This window comes from Allobosea sp. 05T439, assembly GCF_056396005.1.
Map to the genome: position 1 here is coordinate 65,552 of NZ_JBFTKP010000024.1, position 20,995 is coordinate 86,546.

General features: G+C 64.5%; 19 protein-coding genes. 18 read left to right on the forward strand and 1 reads right to left on the reverse strand.

Features of this window, described 5'->3' with window-relative positions:
* Positions 1-1,345: 1,345 nt before the first annotated feature.
* From AC1DIO_RS23720 to AC1DIO_RS23755, 8 genes are all read left to right on the forward strand, one after another.
* Positions 1,346-2,062 (forward strand): IclR family transcriptional regulator, encoded by a 717-nt coding sequence (locus tag AC1DIO_RS23720; protein WP_441480493.1) that lies wholly within the window; start codon positions 1,346-1,348, stop codon positions 2,060-2,062.
* A gap of 142 nt (positions 2,063-2,204) precedes the next feature.
* Positions 2,205-3,800, forward strand: a complete 1,596-nt coding sequence (locus AC1DIO_RS23725) for a hypothetical protein (RefSeq protein ID WP_441492600.1) — start codon at positions 2,205-2,207, stop codon at positions 3,798-3,800.
* Entirely contained in the window at positions 3,797-4,507 is a 711-nt protein-coding gene (locus tag AC1DIO_RS23730; RefSeq protein WP_476832982.1) for a hypothetical protein, read from the forward strand. Before AC1DIO_RS23725 ends, AC1DIO_RS23730 begins: the two co-directional genes overlap by 4 nt.
* Before the next feature lie 12 nt (positions 4,508-4,519).
* Positions 4,520-5,485: a dipeptidase gene (locus AC1DIO_RS23735; protein ID WP_441508098.1), complete on the forward strand. Its 966-nt coding sequence runs from the start codon at positions 4,520-4,522 to the stop codon at positions 5,483-5,485.
* 12 nt (positions 5,486-5,497) lie between these two features.
* Positions 5,498-6,559 carry an ABC transporter substrate-binding protein gene (locus tag AC1DIO_RS23740; protein ID WP_441508097.1) on the forward strand — a complete coding sequence of 354 codons (1,062 nt, stop codon included), beginning with the start codon at positions 5,498-5,500 and terminating at the stop codon, positions 6,557-6,559.
* Positions 6,556-7,431, forward strand: a complete 876-nt coding sequence (locus tag AC1DIO_RS23745) for an ABC transporter permease (protein ID WP_476854173.1) — start codon at positions 6,556-6,558, stop codon at positions 7,429-7,431. The genes AC1DIO_RS23740 and AC1DIO_RS23745 overlap by 4 nt, the downstream gene beginning before the upstream one ends.
* 1 nt (position 7,432) lies before the next feature.
* Positions 7,433-8,218, forward strand: coding sequence for an ABC transporter permease (locus tag AC1DIO_RS23750; protein WP_476854174.1), 786 nt, complete (start codon positions 7,433-7,435; stop codon positions 8,216-8,218).
* 17 nt (positions 8,219-8,235) lie between these two features.
* Entirely contained in the window at positions 8,236-9,303 is a 1,068-nt protein-coding gene (locus AC1DIO_RS23755) for an ABC transporter ATP-binding protein (RefSeq protein ID WP_441492594.1), read from the forward strand.
* Between the two features lie 491 nt (positions 9,304-9,794).
* Here AC1DIO_RS23755 and AC1DIO_RS23760 read toward each other — a convergent pair whose 3' ends face one another.
* A complete protein-coding gene (locus AC1DIO_RS23760; protein WP_476854175.1) occupies positions 9,795-10,256 on the reverse strand; it encodes an Lrp/AsnC family transcriptional regulator in 462 nt (153 codons plus the stop codon).
* Between the two features lie 60 nt (positions 10,257-10,316).
* Between AC1DIO_RS23760 and ehuR the strand changes: the two genes are divergently transcribed.
* From ehuR to AC1DIO_RS23810, 10 genes are all read left to right on the forward strand, one after another.
* Positions 10,317-11,771 carry a MocR-like ectoine utilization transcription factor EhuR gene (gene ehuR, locus AC1DIO_RS23765; protein WP_441480484.1) on the forward strand — a complete coding sequence of 485 codons (1,455 nt, stop codon included), beginning with the start codon at positions 10,317-10,319 and terminating at the stop codon, positions 11,769-11,771.
* Between the two features lie 135 nt (positions 11,772-11,906).
* Complete coding sequence (eutB, locus tag AC1DIO_RS23770; RefSeq protein ID WP_476854176.1) at positions 11,907-12,935, forward strand: hydroxyectoine utilization dehydratase EutB; 1,029 nt, start codon at positions 11,907-11,909, stop codon at positions 12,933-12,935.
* On the forward strand, positions 12,932-13,945 hold the full coding sequence (eutC, locus tag AC1DIO_RS23775; protein ID WP_476832988.1) for an ectoine utilization protein EutC: 1,014 nt from the start codon (positions 12,932-12,934) through the stop codon (positions 13,943-13,945). Before eutB ends, eutC begins: the two co-directional genes overlap by 4 nt.
* Positions 13,942-15,120: an ectoine hydrolase DoeA gene (gene doeA, locus AC1DIO_RS23780; RefSeq protein ID WP_476854177.1), complete on the forward strand. Its 1,179-nt coding sequence runs from the start codon at positions 13,942-13,944 to the stop codon at positions 15,118-15,120. Before eutC ends, doeA begins: the two co-directional genes overlap by 4 nt.
* A 4-nt stretch (positions 15,121-15,124) precedes the next feature.
* Entirely contained in the window at positions 15,125-16,138 is a 1,014-nt protein-coding gene (gene doeB / locus AC1DIO_RS23785) for a N(2)-acetyl-L-2,4-diaminobutanoate deacetylase DoeB (RefSeq protein ID WP_476854178.1), read from the forward strand.
* A 105-nt stretch (positions 16,139-16,243) separates the two neighbouring features.
* The gene (gene ehuB, locus AC1DIO_RS23790) at positions 16,244-17,095 is read left to right on the forward strand and encodes an ectoine/hydroxyectoine ABC transporter substrate-binding protein EhuB (RefSeq protein ID WP_476854179.1); all 852 of its coding nucleotides are present in this window, start codon (positions 16,244-16,246) and stop codon (positions 17,093-17,095) included.
* Between the two features lie 79 nt (positions 17,096-17,174).
* Positions 17,175-17,840 carry an ectoine/hydroxyectoine ABC transporter permease subunit EhuC gene (gene ehuC, locus AC1DIO_RS23795; protein WP_476832990.1) on the forward strand — a complete coding sequence of 222 codons (666 nt, stop codon included), beginning with the start codon at positions 17,175-17,177 and terminating at the stop codon, positions 17,838-17,840.
* 10 nt (positions 17,841-17,850) lie between these two features.
* A complete protein-coding gene (gene ehuD / locus AC1DIO_RS23800; protein ID WP_476854180.1) occupies positions 17,851-18,543 on the forward strand; it encodes an ectoine/hydroxyectoine ABC transporter permease subunit EhuD in 693 nt (230 codons plus the stop codon).
* The gene (ehuA, locus tag AC1DIO_RS23805) at positions 18,540-19,319 is read left to right on the forward strand and encodes an ectoine/hydroxyectoine ABC transporter ATP-binding protein EhuA (RefSeq protein WP_476854181.1); all 780 of its coding nucleotides are present in this window, start codon (positions 18,540-18,542) and stop codon (positions 19,317-19,319) included. The genes ehuD and ehuA overlap by 4 nt, the downstream gene beginning before the upstream one ends.
* 135 nt (positions 19,320-19,454) lie before the next feature.
* Positions 19,455-20,963, forward strand: a complete 1,509-nt coding sequence (locus tag AC1DIO_RS23810) for an NAD-dependent succinate-semialdehyde dehydrogenase (protein WP_476832997.1) — start codon at positions 19,455-19,457, stop codon at positions 20,961-20,963.
* Positions 20,964-20,995 lie beyond the last annotated feature (32 nt).

The following is a 20,995-nucleotide window of genomic DNA, read 5'->3' on the forward strand; positions in this document are numbered from 1 at the left end:
TATGAGCGACTTCCACCAGCCGAGAACGCTCGGGCGCAGCCGAGGTGAACGCCAAATATGACGGCGACTTGCCGCTCTCATTTTACAGATTCGTCCTCGAAACCTCGACGGAGATCACTTAAGCGCCGGGAACGTGATCAACTTTGCTCTGGCTCGCTGCCTGAGCCGATCCCCCCTTGGGTGGCAACCAGAAGGGGCGCACCTGGCGTCCGCGAGTTTCGGCCCGGAAAATCGCATCCATCAGGGCAAAAATGCGAGAACCTGCGGACTGGTGCCGGCTATTCACCGCCACGGCGGGTACCGGCCAGGTCATCGTCGCGACCCATCACCGTCACCTGATTGATATCGCCCGCCGGACGTGTTCCGAGGTCACCGTGCATGAGCTCCCGGCCAAACTTCGGGCTCCTCACCGCTTACTTAACGAAGTCTCTTCGGATCTCGCCGCCCGTCGCGGGATCAATCACCAGGCGATAGCCGCTCAGGCTAAGCGCCAGAATTCCGGCCTCACTTAGGCTGGTCTCGACAAACGTATCAGGCATGCTCGGTAAAGCTGCCCGCCACAACGCTCGGCCGGTTTTTACCTATACAGAGCAAGTTCTCGAAGAGTTTCGTCTTGCTGGAACCGGGCTTTATCAAAATGACGCATGGCGCCCGCCGCGGTTAAGAAGCGGTAAATCGGCATGGGGCGGTAAGGGTGGACGGCGCGGGGATCGGCGCTCCCCGCCTCCCGTAGAGTTCCTGCCTGATCGCTATGGTCGGATGATCTCTGCAATCACCCGCGTGGGCAGTGGGGTTGGACGCGCGATCGCGATGGGCGCACGACGATCCGGCCGCCGCGGGTGCATCATAAGCCTGGTGGACGCGCTCAACCGTCGCCCTGCCATCGTATGCGCCGATGTCGCCGGCCGTCCCGGCCTGATGAGCGCCGACTAGGAGAGGACCTTTACTCGCGTACCGACGCTCATCAGCAAGGTGGTTCAGCCGAAGCTCAGCGGAAACAAGGCGCATCGTCAAGACCATGCGCGACGGGTTCCTGGCGGAATTTACCAGCGTCATCAAGGGAGGCGGCGGAGTGCGCGGCGGAAGTCCAACAAAAATGCGCTGAGGCTGACCGGGACACGCGTTTCCGGAGGGATCCATGTGGCGACGTCATCGCTCAAGGGGCGACGTCTTCGGTGACGGCGTCAACATCGCGGCGCGTCTTCAGGAAGCTGCCGAACCGGGCGGGATCCCCGTTTCCCGCGCGGTCCGCGGCGCGGATACTGAAGTGGATCGGCGCTGGCCTTGACACAGATCAAAATTGTATGATGCTATTAACATACGTCGTATTCATATAGAAGACAACATGGCTGTTCGCTCTCTCTCCACCACGCTCAAGACGCTCGCGGTCTGCGATGTCATCGCGGCATCCCCGAAGCCAATGCGACTGCCCGATGTCGTCAAGGCGACAGGCGACCAGCGCGCCGCGGTCTATCAGCGGCTGCGTACTCTGGTGGATGCAGGCTTTCTCGAGCAGACGGTCGAGGGCGCGTTCCGGCTCGCGCTACGCTTTCAGTTCTACGCAGTGCGTGCCCTCGAGCAGGCCAATCTCGGAGAACGGACGACAGAATTGCTTCAGGAGATCGTAGCCGAGAGCGGCGAAACGGCGACGATTTCAGTGCTCGACGGCTATCATGCGGTCATTATCAACCGGGTCGAATCGCATCAGGTACTGCGTGCCGATCTCCGGGTCGGCGCACGCATGGCGCTGGGCGCTAGCGCGTCGGGCTCCGTGCTCGTCGCCTTCGGCTCGCTGGAAATGCGTGAACGGCTGCGCGAGCAGGGCATCGCGCTCCCTGACGACATCGCGCTGGCAGAGGTTCGCGAACGCGGCTTTGCCCTCTTCGCACCGACGGACCCGCAATTCGTCGCCGCGGTTGCTGCACCGGTTTTCGACGCGGCCGGCCAATGCATTGCCGTCATCGCGATCTCCGGCCCGACCACGCGGTTCGATCACGCGAACTGCGCGCCGATTGCGGTCAGCGCGGCGCAACGCTTCAGCGCTCAATTCGGGAATGCATGACATGTCGGCCCCGCCATTCTCCCTCGCCTCCAAGCCCGGTCCCTGGCAGCCGCAAGCCCTGATGCGATCCCCCTCCACGCTCATGCGACCGGAGATATTGGCCGCGATTCAGCCGTCACGGATCAGTGCATCGCGGACCCTGATGGCTCGCGCCTCACATCAGCGCTGGCAGATCACCTGCCAGGATTTCGATATCGACGCGCGCGGTCGAGGCACGGCGCGCTACGGCATCGAGGCCGATGGCTGGCACTTCACCTTCCCAATCTTTTCGTTCGAGCCCTCAGGTCGCGAGCGCACTGGCCGCATCATCGGCCGGTCCTGGGACATGATGGGCGGTTTGATCGAAGGCAAACTTTCGGCCGCCGGCATCGAGCAACTTAGACAGGAACTGCCGAAGCTCTATGAGGGCCGCGCTACCCCGCAGACCTTGACCTGGGCGCGCTCGAACCGCTCGGGACGGCTGTTCGACCTTGCCGTCGACCATCTCGCATCCGGGCAACAGCCGCCCATCGCCGAGCTCGGCCGCACCTGCTACTTCATGCGCAACACCGGCATCGACGGCAACGGCACCTTCGGCACCAAGTCCTTCCTTGCCTTCGCGCCGGACCATCCGCTGCGAGCCTCGCTGCAAGCGCAAATGCTCACCGCCTATATGATGCGCGTCTTTGCCGGCGATCTCGTCCAGCATTTTGCGCGGATGAAGGGCGGCCCGGCGGCAGTGGCGATGCAGCCCGAGTTGCGCCGCTTCCTGGGCGTCGGCAACGGCTCGGCGCTGGGGCTGATGTTCTTCGTCAATAACCATCCTCGCCTGATCGACCGTTGGCTGACGATCCACGAGGAGGCCATCGCCCATGGCCGGTTGCTGCGTGTCGGTCCCGATGCTGCCCCGCTGGTTCAATTGGCAGCGCTGCTCGACAAGGCAATACTGGCGCGGCGCCAGGATCGGGCCGAATATGAAGCCTTCGCGCCAAGCAGCATCGTCGCTGACGACCTCGCCATCATCCGCCGCGAACTCGGCCAGTTGATCGAGCGCGTGCGCGCCGGCTGCGCCGAGGCGACCCCACTCGTCGACTTCACCGCTTCGCTCGACGGCCGCGTCAATCGCGAGGCCCACGAAACGCTACTGTCTCTCATCATCGAACTCGTGCCCGAAATCGCCGATGGCCTGGCACAAACTCTCGTGATCGATGAGGATCTCGCCGGCCGCCCCGAAATGCCGATCGGACGGCTACAAGAGATCCTGAGGGCCGATTACAGCTGGGCCTTCGATCTCGATCTCGTCTCCGAGCGCTCACAGCGCTACGTCTGGTACAAATCGCGCACGGCCGAGGAGCCGCGTCGTGGACCACGCGAAGAGATCGGCGCGGCTCATAATCTTGGCCTCGATCTGCCGCGCCTCGTCGTTGCACTCGATCGCGATCTCGCTGCCGCCGATCCCCGCCTCAGCGTCGCGCGCTTCCTCATGGCGCACCCATTGCATCGGCAGATCGTGATCCGCATCCAGGCCCTTGCTGGACTGCCCTATCACTCGCCGCATGCCGACATCATGGGCGAGGACTTCGTTCCGGCGCATATCACCCGGCTCTTGAACGTCGGCATCCACGGTATCGACAAGGCCCGCGACTTCCTGAACCGCAATCTGCGCGGCGTGATCTTCCACGGCGCCCCGACCCCCGAAGATCTCGCCTCGGGGAGCGCCGCTTCCCATTGGTTCTATCCCGCGGAGCCTCAGGCATGATGCTATCCGAAACGCTGATCCTGTCCGTGCGCGAACTCCGGCTCATTCTGGAGCGACTGGTTCAGGCCGCCGGCACGCCCGCTGGGCTATTACCCTCCGTGCGCGATTGCGCATTCTATTCCGCCGTGCTGCCGGGGCCAGGTCTGTCTGGCATCGCACAGCAGATAGAGCACGTGCGTGCGAGCGGCGTTGCCCCGCTCGCCGATGTCAGCACTGACGGCGAATTGACGATAGACTGCGGCGGCCAGCATGCCTGGATGGTGGCCGAGACGCTGCTTGATTTGGCTGTCGAGCGCTTTCGGTTGACCGGCCGGGGGGAGGTTTTGGCGCTCAATCTCACAGAGCCCCCCGAATTGCGCGTCGTATCGGGGCTTGCTGAGCGTTTCGGCCTCGCGGCTATCGTCGAGCCGAAGGGCAACAGTGCCCAAGTGTCGTTGATGGACCGCCCCGCGGCGAAGCGCCGTGCCATCGACATGGTTCGCCATGACGGCCTCTCCGCTGCGGCGTCGAGTTGGTGGCCGCTCTACAAGGCATCGCATGATGCCCTGATGCCCGATTCCTTCGAGAGCCGCCGACATGCTGGCACCGTGCGGGTCGAGGCAGACGGACGCGTCGTTGGTCGCAATGACGAGGACGAGACCGATCTATCGATGCTGACCGCCGATCCGTCCTGGCTTCAGCCCAATCCTGTTTCCTCCGCTTCGTAAAGGCGCGCCCCGATGCTGATAGACGGTTTGCAATGTGGTTTCTTTGACCGCGGCGTATTCGAGGATCTCAAGGCCGGCGGGTTCAGTTGCGTCACACCGACGCTCGGCTTTTGGGAGGGCGCGATCGAGTCCTTTGATTCTGTCGCGAAATGGCGCGATCTCGAGCGCGCCAATGCTGATCTGATGACGATCGTGCGGAAGACGGACGACATTCTCGCGGCCGAGCGCGATGGCAAGGTCGCGATGTTGCTGGGTTACCAGAACACCAATCTGCTCGATGGCCGGATCCGTTATGTCGAGCTCTTCGCCGATCTCGGAGTCAAGGTCTTGCAGCTGACCTACAACAACCAGAACGAGCTCGGCTCTAGCTGCTACGAGACGGTCGATCCTGGCCTTGCACGCTTTGGCCGTGAGGTTGTCCGGGAGATGAACCAGTGCGGCATGCTGATTGATCTCTCACATGTCGGCGACCGGACCACGCTCGATACGATCGAATGGTCGCAGAAGCCGGTCTCGATCACCCATGCCAACCCGGCCTCCGTCTTCCCGCACAAGCGCAACAAGACGGATGCAATCATCAAGGCACTCGCTGAAAAGGGCGGCGTCATCGGCTGCGCAGCCTATCGCAACATAACGCCGGAGCCGGCCTGCGCCAGCGTCGATGCCTGGGCCCAGATGGTGGCGCAGACCGTCGAGATTGCCGGTATCGACCATGTCGGCCTCGGCACCGACTTTAGCCACCATTCCAATCAGGTCTACCTCGACTGGATGCGCTCGGGCCGCTGGACCCGCTCTGTGCAGTACGGCGCCGCCTCGGCGGCCAAGCCCGGCCCCAGTGAGAAGCCGGCCTGGCTCAAAAGGATCAGCGGCCTGTCCGATGTCGGACCGGCGCTGGCGCGGGTCGGTTTCCACGCAGCCGAAGTCGAGAAGATCACCTCCGGCAACTGGCTTCGCCTCTATCGCGCAACGATCGGTTGAGAGGACAGAACCATGGCTAGGACCGTACTGACTCCACCGCGGACCACGCGCCGCGCCCTGCTATCGATGCTTGGGAGCGGCATCGTCGCGATGCCCTTCATCCGGAAAGCCCGCGCCGCCGAGACCCTCTATATCAACACCTGGGGCGGTCCCTGGGAAGAAGCAGCGCGCGCGATACTCTTCAACCCGTTCACGGCGGAGACCGGAATCGAGATCCGCACGATCGCGCCGGTCTCCTTCGCCAAGCTCGCGGCGCAAACGCGGACTGGTATCTATGAATTCGACGTGACGACGCTCGGCGTCGCTGAACTCGGCCGCGCCAATCACGCCAAGCTGATCGACACCTATGACGAGAGCAAGATTCCGGCTTCGTCGCTCTGGCCCGGCGCGGTGACACTGAACGGCATCAACTCCCATGCCTTCGCCAACATCATCGCCTACCGCCGCGATAAAATACCCAATGGCGGCCCAAGGAACTGGGCGGATTTCTGGGACACGACTAAATTTCCGGGTTCGCGCAGCCTGCAGAACTATCCCGCACGCGTGCTTGCCTTCGCATTGATGGCCGATGGCGTCGAGCCTGCGAAACTGTTTCCCTATGATCTCGACCGCGCCTTCAAGTCGCTCGACAGGATCAAGAAAGATGTCCGCGTCTGGTGGAGCCAGAGCCCGCAATCCCAACAATTGCTGCGCGATGGCGAGGTCGAATTGATCGGGATGTGGAACACCAGCGCGCAGACGATGGTCGACCAGAAGCAGCCAATCGAACTCGTCTTCGACCAGGCCGTGATCGATGTCGCGACCTGGGTGGTAGCGCGCGGCTCTCCGAGGGCGAAGAACGCTTGGCGTTTCATCGAGTTTGCCGTGGGGCCAGAGCGGCTCGCGCAGTTCGCGCAGAAGAACAATTACGGCCCGATGAACCCCGCTTCGTTCAAATACCTGTCGCCCGAGGTCATCAGCCATATGCCGACCTCCCCCGAGAACCTGCCGAAATCCGTCATCCTCGATGCCGAGAAGCTACTGCCTCAGCTCGACACAATGGCCAAGCGCTTCGAACAATGGCTCTCGACTTGACCCTATCCCCCCCTGCGCAAGGCCGCGCCTGGAGCGCGGCTGGATGGGGCAAAGCCCTGTTCCGGCCGCCCTTCCTACTCTATGCCCCGGCGACCCTGTTCCTGGCAGTGTTCTTCCTCGCGCCGCTGGGCCTCGTCGTCTGGATGAGCGTGAGCGAACCGACGGTCGGCTTCGACAACTACGCTGAGTTCTTCGCCTCGAAATACGATCTCAACGTCCTCGTGCGCACCTTCCAAACGGCACTGATCGTCACGATCACCAGCCTCGTCTTCGCTTATCCCGTGGCTTACGTCGCGGCCCGAAAGGGTGGCGCAGTCGGCTCCTTCCTACTTGGCATCGTGGCGCTGAGCTTCTGGACGAGTTTTCTTGTGCGAACCTACGCCTGGATGGTGATCTTGGGCGCGCGCGGGCCTGTTGTCGGACTCCTGGTTGCGCTTGGCGTCACCCCGCCGCCGCGTCTGCTCTTCACCACTTTTGCTGCGACCTTCGCCATGGCTCATATGTTGGTACCGTTCATGGTCCTGGCGCTGTACGCCGTCATGAAGCGCATCGACGAGGTCTATATGCGTGCGGCAGCCAGCCTCGGCGCCCGGCCGCTCAAGGCATTCCTGACGGTTTATCTGCCGCAAAGCCTGCCCGGCGTCCTCAATGGTGCGACGCTCGTCTTCATTACCTGCCTCGGCTTCTATGTAACGCCGACGCTGATTGGCAGCCCGCAGGACAAGATGATCGCCGGCCGCATCGGCCAGCAAATCGAGCAGCTTCTCGAATTCGGCGCGGCTTCAGCAACCTCGATGGTCCTGCTCGCCGCGGCGGTGGCGCTCTTCGTGGTCTATGATCGCCTGTTCGGCATCGAAAAGATGTGGAGGTGAGATGTCGCGCTCCACGGTGATCATCGCGGTGGCCGTCGCGATCCTGCTAGCCGGGCCGATGTTCATCGTCGTGCCTATGTCCTTCAGCACCGCGCCATCGCTTGAGTTTCCGCCGCCTGGCTACTGGCTCGGCTACTATCGGCGCTTCTTTGCCGATCCCAACTGGACGGGTCCGGTCTTGAATAGCTTCCTGATCGGGCTCGGCACCATGGTCTTGGCGATGCTGCTCGGCGCTCCCGCTTCCTTCGCGCTAGTGCGCTATCGGTTTCGCCTCCGGGCGCTGTTCCGGCTCATCGTGATGATGCCGTTGATTGTGCCGCATATCGTAATGGCACTGGGCTATTATAGCTATTTCGGTTCGCTCGGGCTGGTCCAGAGCATGACCGGCGTGATCCTCGCCCATGCCTGTCTGTCGATCCCAGTCGTGGTACTGACCTTAACCTCGGCGCTGGTCAATTTCGATCGCCGGCTTGAGAACGCCGCGGCGAATCTTGGCGCCCGGCCGCTGACGACTTTCCGGCTGGTGACCTTTCCGATCTTGCGCCCGGCCTTCTTCGTGGCTGCGCTGTTTGCCTTCATCCATTCCTTCGACGAGGCAGTGATCGCGATCTTTATCTCCGGTCGCGACAGCGCGACCTTGCCTCGCCAGATGTTCAACAGCTTCCAGATGGAAGCCGATCCCGCCATTTCCGCCGCATCCTCGCTGCTGCTGGCTGCCGTTCTGGCCGCGCTCGGTGCGCAGTTCGCCGCCCGGCTCGTGCGTAAGCAACGGCCTGCGCACTCCTGAGACGCTGGAGCCTTCCGATGGAAACCGCCCGTTCGCTGTCGCTGAAATCGGTGACCAAGAGCTATCTGCCAGGGCAAAATGCGGTCGAGGCCATCGACCTCGATGTCGCGCCTGGTGAGTTCATCTCCTTCCTTGGCCCCTCCGGTTCCGGCAAGACGACAACGCTGATGATGATCGCGGGATTTGCGCGTCCGACGCGTGGCGAGATCAGCATCGCCGGGCGCCAGATCGATGCAGTCGAGCCCTACGACCGCAATATCGGAATGGTATTCCAGAATTACGCTCTGTTTCCTCACATGAACGCGGCGCAGAATGTCGGCTTTCCCTTGCGCATGCGTGGCGTCGCCAAGGTGCCGGCGCAAGCCAAGGTTACGGCCGCGCTCGCCATGGTCGGCCTCGCCGAATATGCTGGCCGGGCCCCGGCCGAGCTTTCCGGCGGCCAGCAGCAGCGCGTTGCATTAGCGCGCGCCCTCGTCTTCCAGCCTGACCTCGTTCTGCTCGACGAGCCCCTGGGAGCGCTTGACAAGACTTTGCGGGAACAAATGCAAATGGAGTTGAAGCGCATCCACCGCGAGCTTGGCGTCACGATGGTCTACGTGACCCACGATCAGACCGAGGCAATGGCCATGTCGGACCGCATCGCTGTGTTCAACCGGGGTCGCATTGAGCAGATCGGAACGCCGAGCGAGGTTTACTTCACGCCAAAGACGCGCTTCGTCGCCTCCTTCGTCGGGGATAGCAATCTACTCTCGGGTAAGACACGCGAAAGTGGCCTCGTCGATGTTGCCGGCATCGGCCCGATCGCGACCAGCGCCGAGCACGTCCCGCCTGGCAAAGACGTCAGCATACTCGTCCGCCCTGAAACAATCCGGCTCAGCTCCGAACGTGCGGAACTATCGCCGTTGCGAAATTCAATCACMATCGCGGAGATAGTGAACTATGGCGATAGCGTCCTTGTCCTCGGGCGCAAGGCCGGCCAGGAACTGCGGATCCGGGTCCCCAGCATGGAAATGCCGGACCTGCGCAGGGGCGATGAATGCGACATAGAATGGGCCCCCACCCGCATCCATGTGATCGAGCACTGACGCCCCAACGATCGCTATGTAGCACCGTGTAGCTCGGCTCAGGATCGGATGATCTGCGATCTTTAGGGATGAGAGAGGATGCAGCTGTGCTCATGCCTGTCGTGCGCGAACGAGTTGGCGCGGACACCTCKGCACTGCCTGCTGCCAGAGGGTTTTTGCTGATGGAGAACCGGGATATGAGGCCTTCGTCGTCTGGCATTTGATCTGCCAACAAAGCCAAGATCGAGGGGAGCGCTCGAGGATCGATCGCAGCTTCATTGATTTAGCTACGCGTGTGTCGGGTAAAATACCGCAGGGATCGATCTCCGGCTCCAGGCTGAACTTCGCCTGTACCAATGCATTGGTCCGGATCGCGCTAATTCCGGTCATTGAGAGATCGCCCGGAACATTTATGCGCCATTTGATTTGCGAACTGAAGCCAAAGGGAAAGAGAAGTGACTATTTGTCGCTTCTGACGGAAGCGGATATTCGTTGGATCCTTGGCCGTGCTGCTATGCACGTGAATGCGCTTCGACGAGCGGGATGCTCTTGGTCACGACAAAGGTGTAGTATCGCTCGATCCCGATCGCGGGGTCGAGCAGCCTGTCGATCAGGCGCTGATAGCTGTCAATGTCTGGCACGACCACGCGCATGATGTAGTCGATGCCTCCGCCGGTGGCATCGCAAGCGACGATCGTCGGTTCCCTCGCCACCGCCTCCTCGAAGCGACGGAAATCCGCCTGCTGATGGCTCTTCAGGCTGATCTCGACGATCACCGTGGTGCGCGGCGCCTCCACCCCGAGATCGACGATGGCGGTATAGCCCTTGATCACGCCGGCCTCTTCCATCCGGCGCAACCGCTCCCAGCAGGCCGCCGGCGACAGCGCGACCGTTTCGGCGAGTTTGAGCTTGGTCATGCGGCCGTCACGCTGCAGGGCTGCGACGATCTTGAGATCGATGGGATCGAGCTTCATCTTCGGTGACCGCACGTGCATAATGTCATGAATTCTGACTCCTAAGAACGAGACAATCCCATGTTCCGTCAAGCCGCGCGGCCTTCCGGCAACAGGCTTTCTCCGGTTGTGGAGAAGGCCGTCGAATGGCACCCGGTCCTGACGAAGCAGAGGGGCGCGACCAAGCATGCCGCGCTGACCGAGCGCATCATCGGCGACATAAGCGCCGGCGTTCTGAAGCCGATGGACCGGATGCCAACCCATCGCGACCTCGCCCGCGAGCTCGGCATCTCCGTCCAGACCGTCAGCCTCAGCTACAAGGAGGCCGAGCGACTCGGCTATCTCAGCGGCGAGGTCGGGCGCGGGACCTTCGTGAAGAGCCGTGTCACCGAGCAGGCAGGGCGGCTGATGCTCGACCGCAGCCCGACGCAGATCGTCGACCTCTCGATCGTGCGCGGGGTATATCTCGATGCGCATGAGGCGGCCTCGCGCCAGGTGCTGGCCGCGTTGGCCGAGGGCGACACCAGCGCCTTCATGCGGCCGTGCCGGCCGATCGCGGGCCTCGACCGCCATCGCGAAGCGGCGCGGCTTTGGCTCGGGCCGCTCGGCGTGGAGACATCAGCCGAGCGCATCCTGATCACGAACGGTGCCGCGCACGCGCTCTTCCTGGCTCTCGCCTGCGTGGTCCGCGCCGGCGACCTCGTGCTGACCGAGAACCTGACCGATCATGGAGTTATCGGCCTCGCCAATGTTCTCGGTTTCAGCCTCAGGGGCCTGCCGACCGATGAGGAAGGCGTTCGCCCCGATGCGGTCGAGGCAGCGTGCCGTGCTGGCGGTGTGCGTGCGCTGGTCCTCATCCCGACGCTGAACAATCCGACGAGCCATGTCGCTGGCCCCGAGCGCCGCCGCGCCATTGCCGAGATCGCGCAGCGCCACGGCGTCTTCGTCGTCGAGGACGAGGTCTACAAGCCGCTCATACCCGAGCCGCTCCCGTCGATCACAGCGATGCTGCCGGATCTCGGTTTTTTCCTCACCAGCTTCACCAAGACGGTGCTGACCGGCCTGCGCGTCGGCTATCTGGTCGTGCCGCCGCAATACTCGATCCGCGCTGCCTCGATCCTGCGCGTGACGAGCTGGAGCGGCACCTATCTGCCAGCCGAGATCGCGACGCGCTGGGTCGAGGACGGTACGGCGGAAAGGCTGCTTGCCGTCCAGCGCGAGGAGGCCAAGGCGCGCCAGCACATCGTGACGGAGACACTCGGGAGCCACGTCGCCTCGAGCCATCCGCTCTCGCTCTGCGCCTGGCTCAAGGTGCCCACGCATTGGACCGAAGACAGCCTGGTGCGCTCGCTCGCCGACCGGCGCGTGGCGGTGACGCCGTCCGATCCCTTCGTGGCCGGCGTCGGCCATGGCGGCGGCATCCGCATCTGCCTTGGTGGGCGGATGAGCCATGAGCTGCTGACCCGGACGCTGACGAGTGTACGCCAGACTTTCGAGCAGCTTCCGCCGGTCTTCGATATCGGCGCGATCGGCTGAGAGCTGCGGCCGCAAACGGCACGGTCTTCTTCGCGTCATTGCCGCGTGCGGGCTTGCTCCCGTTATGATTGAATCATTACAATATAATAATTGACATGAATTTTTCTCCCTCGCAGCATGACAAGCGAGAGGGAAATGAAGGTGATCAAACCGCATCTTGCCACTGCCGAAGCAGATCGGCCGGCCGCTCCGCCGGCCTCCCTGGCCTTGCCCGACATCGAAGCCGCAGCGGCGCGTATCGCCGGCCGGGTGGCGCGCACGCCGCTCGTCGCCTCGGCCTTCCTGAGCCGCCTGTGCGGCCAGCCCGTCCATCTAAAGCTCGAAACCCGCCAGCCGATCGGCGCCTTCAAGCTTCGCGGCGCGATGAACGCGGTGCTGGCTTTGGACGAAGATCAGTGCCGGCGCGGGCTCGTGACCGCGTCCACCGGCAATCATGGCCGCGCGGTCGCCTACGCTGCCCGGGAGCTCGGCGTTGCCGCCACGATCTGCATGTCGACGCTGGTGCCGACGAACAAGGTCGAGGCGATCCGCTCGCTCGGCGCCGAGATCCGCATTATTGGCCATTCTCAGGACGATGCGCAGGTCGAAGTCGAGCGTCTGGTCGCCGAGCACGGGTTCACCCCGATCCCGCCCTTCGACGATCCTGACGTCGTTGCCGGCCAGGGCACGATCGGGCTCGAACTGATCGAGGATCTGCCCTCGCTCGCCTGCGCACTGGTCCCGCTCTCGGGCGGCGGGCTCGCAGCCGGCGTCGCGGTGGCAGTCAAGGCGCTGCGGCCTTCCGTAAGGATCGTCGGCATCTCGATGGAGCGCGGCGCCGCCATGGCCGCGGCGATCGTGGCGGGCCGGCCGGTCGAGATGGCCGAGGAGGAAACGCTGGCGGATTCACTCGGCGGCGGCATCGGCCTCGCCAATCGGGTCACCTTCGCCCTGTGCCGCGATCTCATCGACGAGGTCGTGCTGCTGAGCGAAGCGGAGATCGCAGCCGGCATCCGTCACGYCGCACGCGAGGAGGGCGAGGTTGTCGAGGGGGCCGGGGCGGTCGGCATCGCCGCCCTGCTCGCCGGCAAGGTCAGCCCGCCAGGCCCGGCGGCGCTCATCGTCTCCGGCCGCAATATCGATGAAGCCGCGCACCGGCGCATCGTCTCGGGAGCCACCGCATGAGCCGTATGCTCGTCCTCACCGAGGCGGAATTGCGCCGCGTCGTCAGGCTCGATGCGAGCGCGGTCGCTTGTGTCGAGGAAGCCTTCGCAGCGCTCGCCACCAAGCCCGTCGCCATGCCGCCGATCCTGCGGCTCGACATTCCCGAGCATCGCGGCGAGGTTGATGTGAAGACGGCCTATGTGCCGGGCCTCGACGGTTTCGCGATCAAGGTCAGCCCCGGTTTCTTCGACAATCCCAAGCTCGGCCTGCCCAGCCTCAATGGGCTGATGATCCTGTTCAGCGCCCGCACCGGCCTCGTCGAGGCGCTGCTTCTGGACAATGGCTATCTCACCGATGTGAGGACGGCCGCCGCCGGAGCCGTCGCGGCGCGTCATCTTGCTCGGCCCGATGCCGCGGTCGCCGCGATCTTCGGTGCCGGAATGCAGGCGCGGTTCCAACTCGAAGCGCTGGCGCTGGTGCGGCCGATCCGCGAGGCGCGGATCTGGGCACGTGATCCGTGCAAAGCCGGTGAGGCCGCGACGGACCTCTCCCGGAAGCTCGGCTTTTCCGTCACCGCCGTGGCTGATCCTCAGGCCGTCGCGCGCGGTGCCGATGTCATCGTCACCACGACGCCGGCGCCACAGCCGATCCTGCTGGCGGACTGGCTCGAGCCCGGCCAGCATATCACCGCGATGGGCTCCGACAGCGAGCACAAGAACGAGATCGATCCGGTCATCTTCGCCCGCGCGACCTATGTTGCCGATCGCCTCAGCCAGACTCGGCGCCTCGGCGAGCTCGCATCTGCGATCCGCGCCGGTCTGGCTACGAGCGACCAGAGCTTCGCCGAGCTCGGCGAGGTCATCGCCGGCAAGCGTCCCGGCCGGTCGCGTACCGACGAGATCACCTTCGCGGACCTGACCGGCACGGGCGTGCAGGACACCGCTATCGCCAATCTTGCCGCCGCCCGCGCCCGCGATGTCGGCGTTGGGCAGACCATAGACACCAGAGCCGAAGCGGGAGACGCCGCGTGACCGTGACCCTGAATTTCACCCGCGAGGAATATGCCGAGCGCCTCGCCAAGGCCCGCGCCGCCATGGAGCGGGCTGGCGTCGAGCTGATGATTGTCACCGACCCGTCCAACATGCATTGGCTCACCGGCTATGACGGCTGGTCGTTCTACGTCCACCAATGCGTGCTCGTGCCGCCGACGGGCGAGCCAATCTGGTATGGCCGCAAGCAGGACGCGAATGGCGCGAAGCGCACCGCCTATCTCGCCCACGACAACATCATCGGCTATCCCGACCACTACGTTCAATCGACCGAGCGCCACCCGATGGATCTGCTCGCGCAGATCATTGCCGAGCGCGGCTGGGACAGGCTTCCTATCGCGGTCGAGATGGACAATTACTACTTCTCGGCGGCGGCGTTCGCCTCGCTGCGGACGCACCTGCCGAATGCCCGTTTCAAGGATGCCGGCGGGCTGGTGAACTGGCAGCGCGCGGTCAAGAGCAAGACTGAGCTCGACTACATGCGCAAGGCCGGCCGCATCGTCGAGCTGATGCACCAGCGCATCGTCGAGGTCGTCGAGCCCGGCATGCGCAAATGCGACCTCGTCGCCGAGATCTACGATGCCGGCATCCGCGGCACGGCCGAGTTCGGCGGCGACTATCCGGCGATCGTGCCGCTGCTGCCTTCGGGCGCCGACGCCTCAGCTCCGCACCTGACTTGGGACGACAAGCCGATGCGATCAGGCGAAGGCACTTTCTTCGAGATCGCCGGCGCCCATAAGCGTTACCACTGCCCACTGTCGCGCACCGTCTTCCTGGGCAAGCCGACACAGGCTTTCCTCGACGCCGAGAAGGCGACGCTCGAAGGCATGGAAKCCGGCCTCGCCGCAGCGAAACCCGGCAACACCTGCGAGGACATCGCCAACGCATTCTTCGCGGTGCTGAGGCGGTACGGCATCATCAAGGACAACCGCACCGGCTACCCGATCGGTCTGTCCTATCCACCCGATTGGGGCGAGCGCACCATGAGCCTCAGGCCCGGCGACCGGACCGAGCTCAAGCCCGGCATGACCTTCCACTTCATGACCGGCCTCTGGCTCGAGGACATGGGGCTCGAGATCACGGAGAGCATCGCGATCACGCAGACCGGCGTCGAGTGCCTGTCGAACGTGCCACGCCAGCTCTTCGTCAAGGGGTAAGGGCATGTCGATCGCCTCGCCCCGTCCCTCGCCAGTGACGCCTACGATCGATCTATCGGCGAAGGGCGTTCAGCACGGCCATCTGCGTCTGCCCTATAGCCGCGATGACAGCGCCTGGGGCTCGGTGATGATCCCGATCTGCGTCGTTGCGAGCGGGGAGGGGCCGACCGCGCTTTTGACCGGCGCGAACCATGGCGACGAATATGAGGGCCCGGCGGCACTGTTCGAGCTGGCGTGCACGCTCGACCCGGCGACAATTTCGGGCCGGGTCATCATCCTGCCGGCGCTGAACTACCCCGCCTTCCGCGCGGGGACGCGGACCTCGCCGATCGACAAGGGCAATCTCAACCGCAGTTTTCCGGGCCGCCCGGACGGCAGTGTCACCGAGAAGATCGCCGACTATGTCACGCGCCATCTCGTGCCGCTCGCCGATATCGTGCTCGACTTCCATTCGGGCGGAAAGACGCTCGACTTCCTGCCCTATGCGGCGGCTCATGAGCTGCCGGACAAGGCGCAGGAGGCGCGCTGCTTTGCGGCGGTTGCCGCCTTCTCTGCGCCGTACTCGATGAAGATGCTGGAGATCGACGCCGTCGGCATGCTTGACACCACGGTCGAGGAGATGGGCAAGGTCTTCGTTACGACCGAGCTCGGCGGCGCCGGGACGGCAACTGCCCGCAGCATCGGCATCGCCCGGCGCGGTGCCGGGAACCTGCTCAGGCATGCCGGCATCCTCGCAGGAGCGCCCGAGACGGCGCCGACCCGCTGGCTCGACATGCCCTCCGACGACTGCTTCACCTTCGCGCAGGATGACGGGCTGATCGTCTTCCAGCACGATCTCGGCGAAGCCGTGCKGGCCGGCGAAGTGATCGCCCGGGTTCATCCCGTTGGAAAAACCGGGCTCGCCCCGGCCGAGTACCAGGCTGCCATGGATGGCATCCTCGCCGCCCGTCACATCCCCGGGCTGATCAAGGCGGGCGACTGCCTTTGCGTCCTCGCCGCGCTGCGGGAGGCACCCTGACCCGTTCGGCCGGGCGACCGGCCCAAGCCAAGCCGCCGGCGCGAAGACGCCAGAGAAGCCGAAGCAATCGGCATGCGGAGAAACATCAACCAGAGGAGAATGCAGATGCCGTTTCTGAAGATTGCCGGAATCTCCGCCATGGCTCTCGCCATCGCCCTGTCCGCGGCTGGCGCCACCAGCCTCAAGGACGTCAAGGACCAGGGCTATATCCGCGTCGCGACCGCCAACGAGCTGCCCTATTCCTACATGAAGGATGACGGTACCTCGGCCGGTATCGGCCCCGACGTCGCCAATGCCGTGCTGAAGAAGCTCGGTGTCGCGGAGGCCAACTGGTCCGTCACGCCGTTCGGCACTCTGATCCCCGGCCTCAAGGCCAAGCGCTTCGATTTCGTCGCCGCCGAGCAGAACATCTCGCCGGAGCGGTGCAAGCAGGTCTCCTTCACCGAGCCGAACTCCTCCTATGGCGAGGGTTTGCTGGTGAAGAAGGGCAACCCGAAGAAACTGACGACCTATGCCGATATCGCCAAGGATCCGTCGCTGAAGGTCGCGGTCGTGTCCGGGGCGAACAATATCGACTTCCTGCGCGCCGTCGGCGTCAAGGACAGCCAGGTGATCTTCATCACCGCCAATGCCGACGCGCTCGCCACCGTACAGAGCCGCGCCGACGCCTATGCCGCGACCGAACTCACCGTCGCCTCGCTCGCCAAGGGCCAGGCCAATGTCGAGCAGGTCGCGCCCTTCAGCGACCCTGTGGTCAACGGCAAGCCGGTCCGCAATTTCGGCGGCTTCGCATTCCRGTCCGAAGACAAGGAGCTGCGCGACGCCTTCAACGCCGCCTTGGTCGAGTTCCGCAAGACTGACGATTACAAGAAGATCCTCGGCACTTACGGGCTGTCGGAAGCCAGCATCAAGGCTGCGGCGGAGCGCAAGGTCGAGGACCTCTGCGCCGGCAAGTAAGGGTAGCTGACATCGTTCCGCCCGCCCCGATGGCGGGTGGAGCTCCACACCTGTTAAACGCTTTCGCGGAGCCTACTGGATGGAGTGGCTGTCCTATCTGCCCGCATTGTCGCGCGGCGCCCTCGTCACTGCCGGGATCACCTTGTCGGCGATCGCGATCGGCGCTGTCGCCGCCTTTGCGGCCGGCATCGCCCGCGTCGAGGGCGGGCGCGTGCTGGCGACGATTGCCCTTTGCTACACCGAGCTCTTCCGCGGCACCTCGCTGTTCGTCCAGCTGTTCTGGTTCTACTACGCCCTGCCGCTCTTAGGGATAAGCTTTGAGCCGGTCGCCACCGGTATCCTCGTGCTCTCGCTACATGTCGGCGCCTATGGCTCCGAGATCGTCCGCGGCGCGCTTCAATCGGTCTCCGTCCAGCAGCACGAAGCGGCGCGGGCGCTGAATTTCGGCCGCACCCAGACGCTTCTTCACATCACCTTGCCGCAGGGGCTGGTCGAGATGATGCCGGCCTTCGGCAATCTCGCCATCGAGACCCTGAAACTATCCTCGCTGGTGTCGCTGATCTCGATCGCTGACCTGACCTTCCGGGCGCAATCGATCCGCAACCTCACCCTCGATAGCGCCGGCGTCTACAGCCTGACGCTCGTCGGCTACTTCGGGATGTCGCTGGTGCTGATGTTGATCATGCGGCTGATCGAACGGCTGGTCCGGCGCGGCGCCGCCTTCCCGCGCGCGGCCCATTCGTGAGGCTGATGGCATGATGTACGGCTTCGAATGGGATACGACGACGCCGCTCACCTACGCGTCCTCGATCCTGCCGATTATCCTGATCGGGCTGACGGTGACGCTGCAGGCGGCGGCTGCAGGCTTTGCGATCGCGCTGGCGCTCGGCCTTGTCTTCGCGCTGCTGCGCCGCAGCCGTTTTGCGGCCGTGTCCTGGACGACGGCCATCGTCGTCGAGTTCCTGCGCGACACGCCGCTCTTGGTGCAACTCTTCTTCCTCTACTACGTGCTCCCGGACTATGGCGTCACGCTGCCGGCCTTCCTGACCGGGGCGATCGCGCTCGGGCTGCAGTATTCGGCCTATACCTCCGAGGTCTACCGCGGCGGTATCGAGGCCGTGCCGCGCGGGCAATGGGAGGCGGCGACCGCGTTGAACCTCTCCCGGATGCAGACCTATCGCGACATCGTCGTGCCGCAGATCGTGCCGCGCATCTTGCCGGCGATGGGCAACTATCTCGTCGCGATGATCAAGGAGACGCCGGTGCTCTCCGTCGTCACCGTGCTTGAGATGATGGGGCTCGCCAACATGATCGGCGAGCGCACCTTCGAATATCTGGTGCCGCTGACCCTGGTCGGCCTGATCTTCCTCCTCCTCACGCTGATCTGCTCAGCCGGCCTGCACCGGCTGCACAAGGCGCTGCCGAAAGCAGGGATCCCGCTACGATGACCGAGACCTCTCAGGCGCCCATCATTGAGTTMGCCGGCGTCACCAAGCGCTTCGGAGCATTGACCGTGCTCGACGACTTCAACTTCAGCGTCGCCCGTGGGGAGAAGGTCACGCTGATCGGCCCGTCGGGCTCGGGCAAATCGACGGTGCTGCGCATCCTGATGACGCTGGAGCCGTTCCAGGAGGGCCGGCTGACGCTTGCAGGCATGCCCTATCACGAGCCGAAAGCCGGCGGACCATTCAAGGCGTCGGACGGGCATCTGCGCCGGATCCGCAGCCATGTCGGTATGGTCTTCCAGAGCTTCAACCTGTTCCCGCATATGACCGTTCTGCGCAATGTCGTCGAAGCGCCAGTGCGCGTGCTCGGCCTGCCGCGCGGCGAGGCCGAATGCCGGGCCGTCGACCTGCTCGCCATGGTCGGGCTCGCCGACAAGAAGGACCATTATCCTGCACAGCTCTCCGGCGGCCAGCAGCAGCGCGTCGCCATTGCCCGCGCGCTGGCCATGCGTCCCCGTGTGCTGCTCTTCGACGAGCCGACCTCGGCACTCGACCCGCAACTCGTCGGAGAGGTTCTCTCCGTCATCCGCGGCCTCGCCAGCGAACACGACCTCACCATGCTGCTGGTCACTCACGAAATGCGCTTCGCTCGCGAGGTCTCCGATAGGGTCTGCTTCTTCGACAAGGGGCGCATCTGCGAACAGGGGGAGCCGGAGCGCATCTTCAGCGCGCCCGAGCAGCCTCGCACACGCGAATTCCTGGCCTCGGTGCTGGGCTGAGGCGGCGCCGACACTCTATCGGCGCCGGCCTGAACTTCCGAGACTTTCTCGGCGCGAAACCGAGACTTCGAAGACAGTCTCGCCAGTCCTTCACCTAACCTCGTCGTCAACCGAGGGAGGATGGTCATGAACGCAATGACGAGCACGGCAAGGCGGGAAACTGCAATCGCCAAGCCTGCGGAGCATCCCGGACTGTCGCGCCTCGCCGATCGTCGCCTGCTACGGCAGGTCGCCTATATCGACGGGCGCTGGACCGCTGCTCGCGACGGCAAGACCTTCCCGGTGAGCGACCCCGCGACGGGCGCCCTCGTCGCGCAGGTCGCAGCGCTCGGAGCGGCTGAAGCGACGCAGGCAATCGAGGCGGCGCATGCTGCCTTCCCGACCTGGAAAGCGCTGCTGCCGCAGGCGCGCGCAGCACTGCTGCGGCGCTGGCATGCCGCGATGTTTGCGGCTGCCGAGGATCTCGCGCTTCTAATGACGCTTGAACAGGGCAAGCCGCTGGCGGAAGCGCGCGGCGAGATCGCGTACGCCGCCGACTTCATCACCTATTACGCGGAGGAAGCCCTGCGCGTGAATGTCGAGAGCGTGACCAGCCATTTGCCGGGTGCGCAGATGTCCCTGTCGCGCGAGCCGGTTGGTGTTGCAGCCTTGCTCACCCCATGGAACTTCCCGTCCGCCATGCTGACGCGCAAGGCCGCGGCAGCCCTCGCCGCCGGCTGCACCGTCGTCGCTCATCCCTCGTCGCACACGCCACTGTCGGCACTGGCACTGGCGAAGCTCGCCGACCGCGCCGGGCTGCCGGCTGGCGTCTTCAACATCGTTACCGGCGACGCCGCGCCGATCGCAGAAACCTATTGCGCCGATGCTCGCGTGCGTGCCGTCAGCTTCACCGGCTCGACCGAGATCGGCCGGGTCGTCGCCCGCAACGCTGCGGCAACCGTCAAGCGCGTGGTCATGGAGCTCGGCGGCCATGCGCCGCTGATCGTCTTCGACGATGCCGATCTCGACCGGGCTGTTGCGCTCGCCATCGATGCCAAGTTCGCGACGTCCGGCCAGGACTGCCTCGCCGCCAACCGGATCTATGTGCAGCGTGGTCTCTACGAGCGCTTCTGCGCTGCCTTTGCCGACAAGGTCTCGGCGCTGCGGGTCGGGTCCGGCCTGGAGCGCGAGGTCGAGATAGGCCCGCTGATGCACGCGGCTGCCAAACGCAAAGCCGAAGCCCAGATCGCCGACGCTTTGGCGCGCGGCGCGCGGCGGCTGACGCCGGAGCGCGCCATGCCGGGCCCGCTCTTCCTGGCACCGACCGCCCTCGCCGACGTGCCCGACGAGGCGCTGATCATGCGCGAGGAGACCTTTGCCCCAGTGGCGGCCATCGCCCCGTTCGGTAGCGAGGACGAGGTCATCGCCCGTGCCAACGACACGGAATACGGCCTCGTCGCCTATCTCGTGACGCGTGACGGTGCGCGGGCCGCGCGCATGGCCAGGGCGCTCGAATACGGGATGGTGGCGGTCAATCGGGTCAAGATCACCGGCGCGCCGATCCCCTTCGGCGGGATGAAGCAATCCGGCCTTGGTCGCGAAGGCTCGCGCCACGGCCTCGAGGCCTTCACCGACCTCAAATATGTCTGCCTCGATCTGAACTGAGGCGCCGCTTGCCGTTTCCACGAAGGATTCCT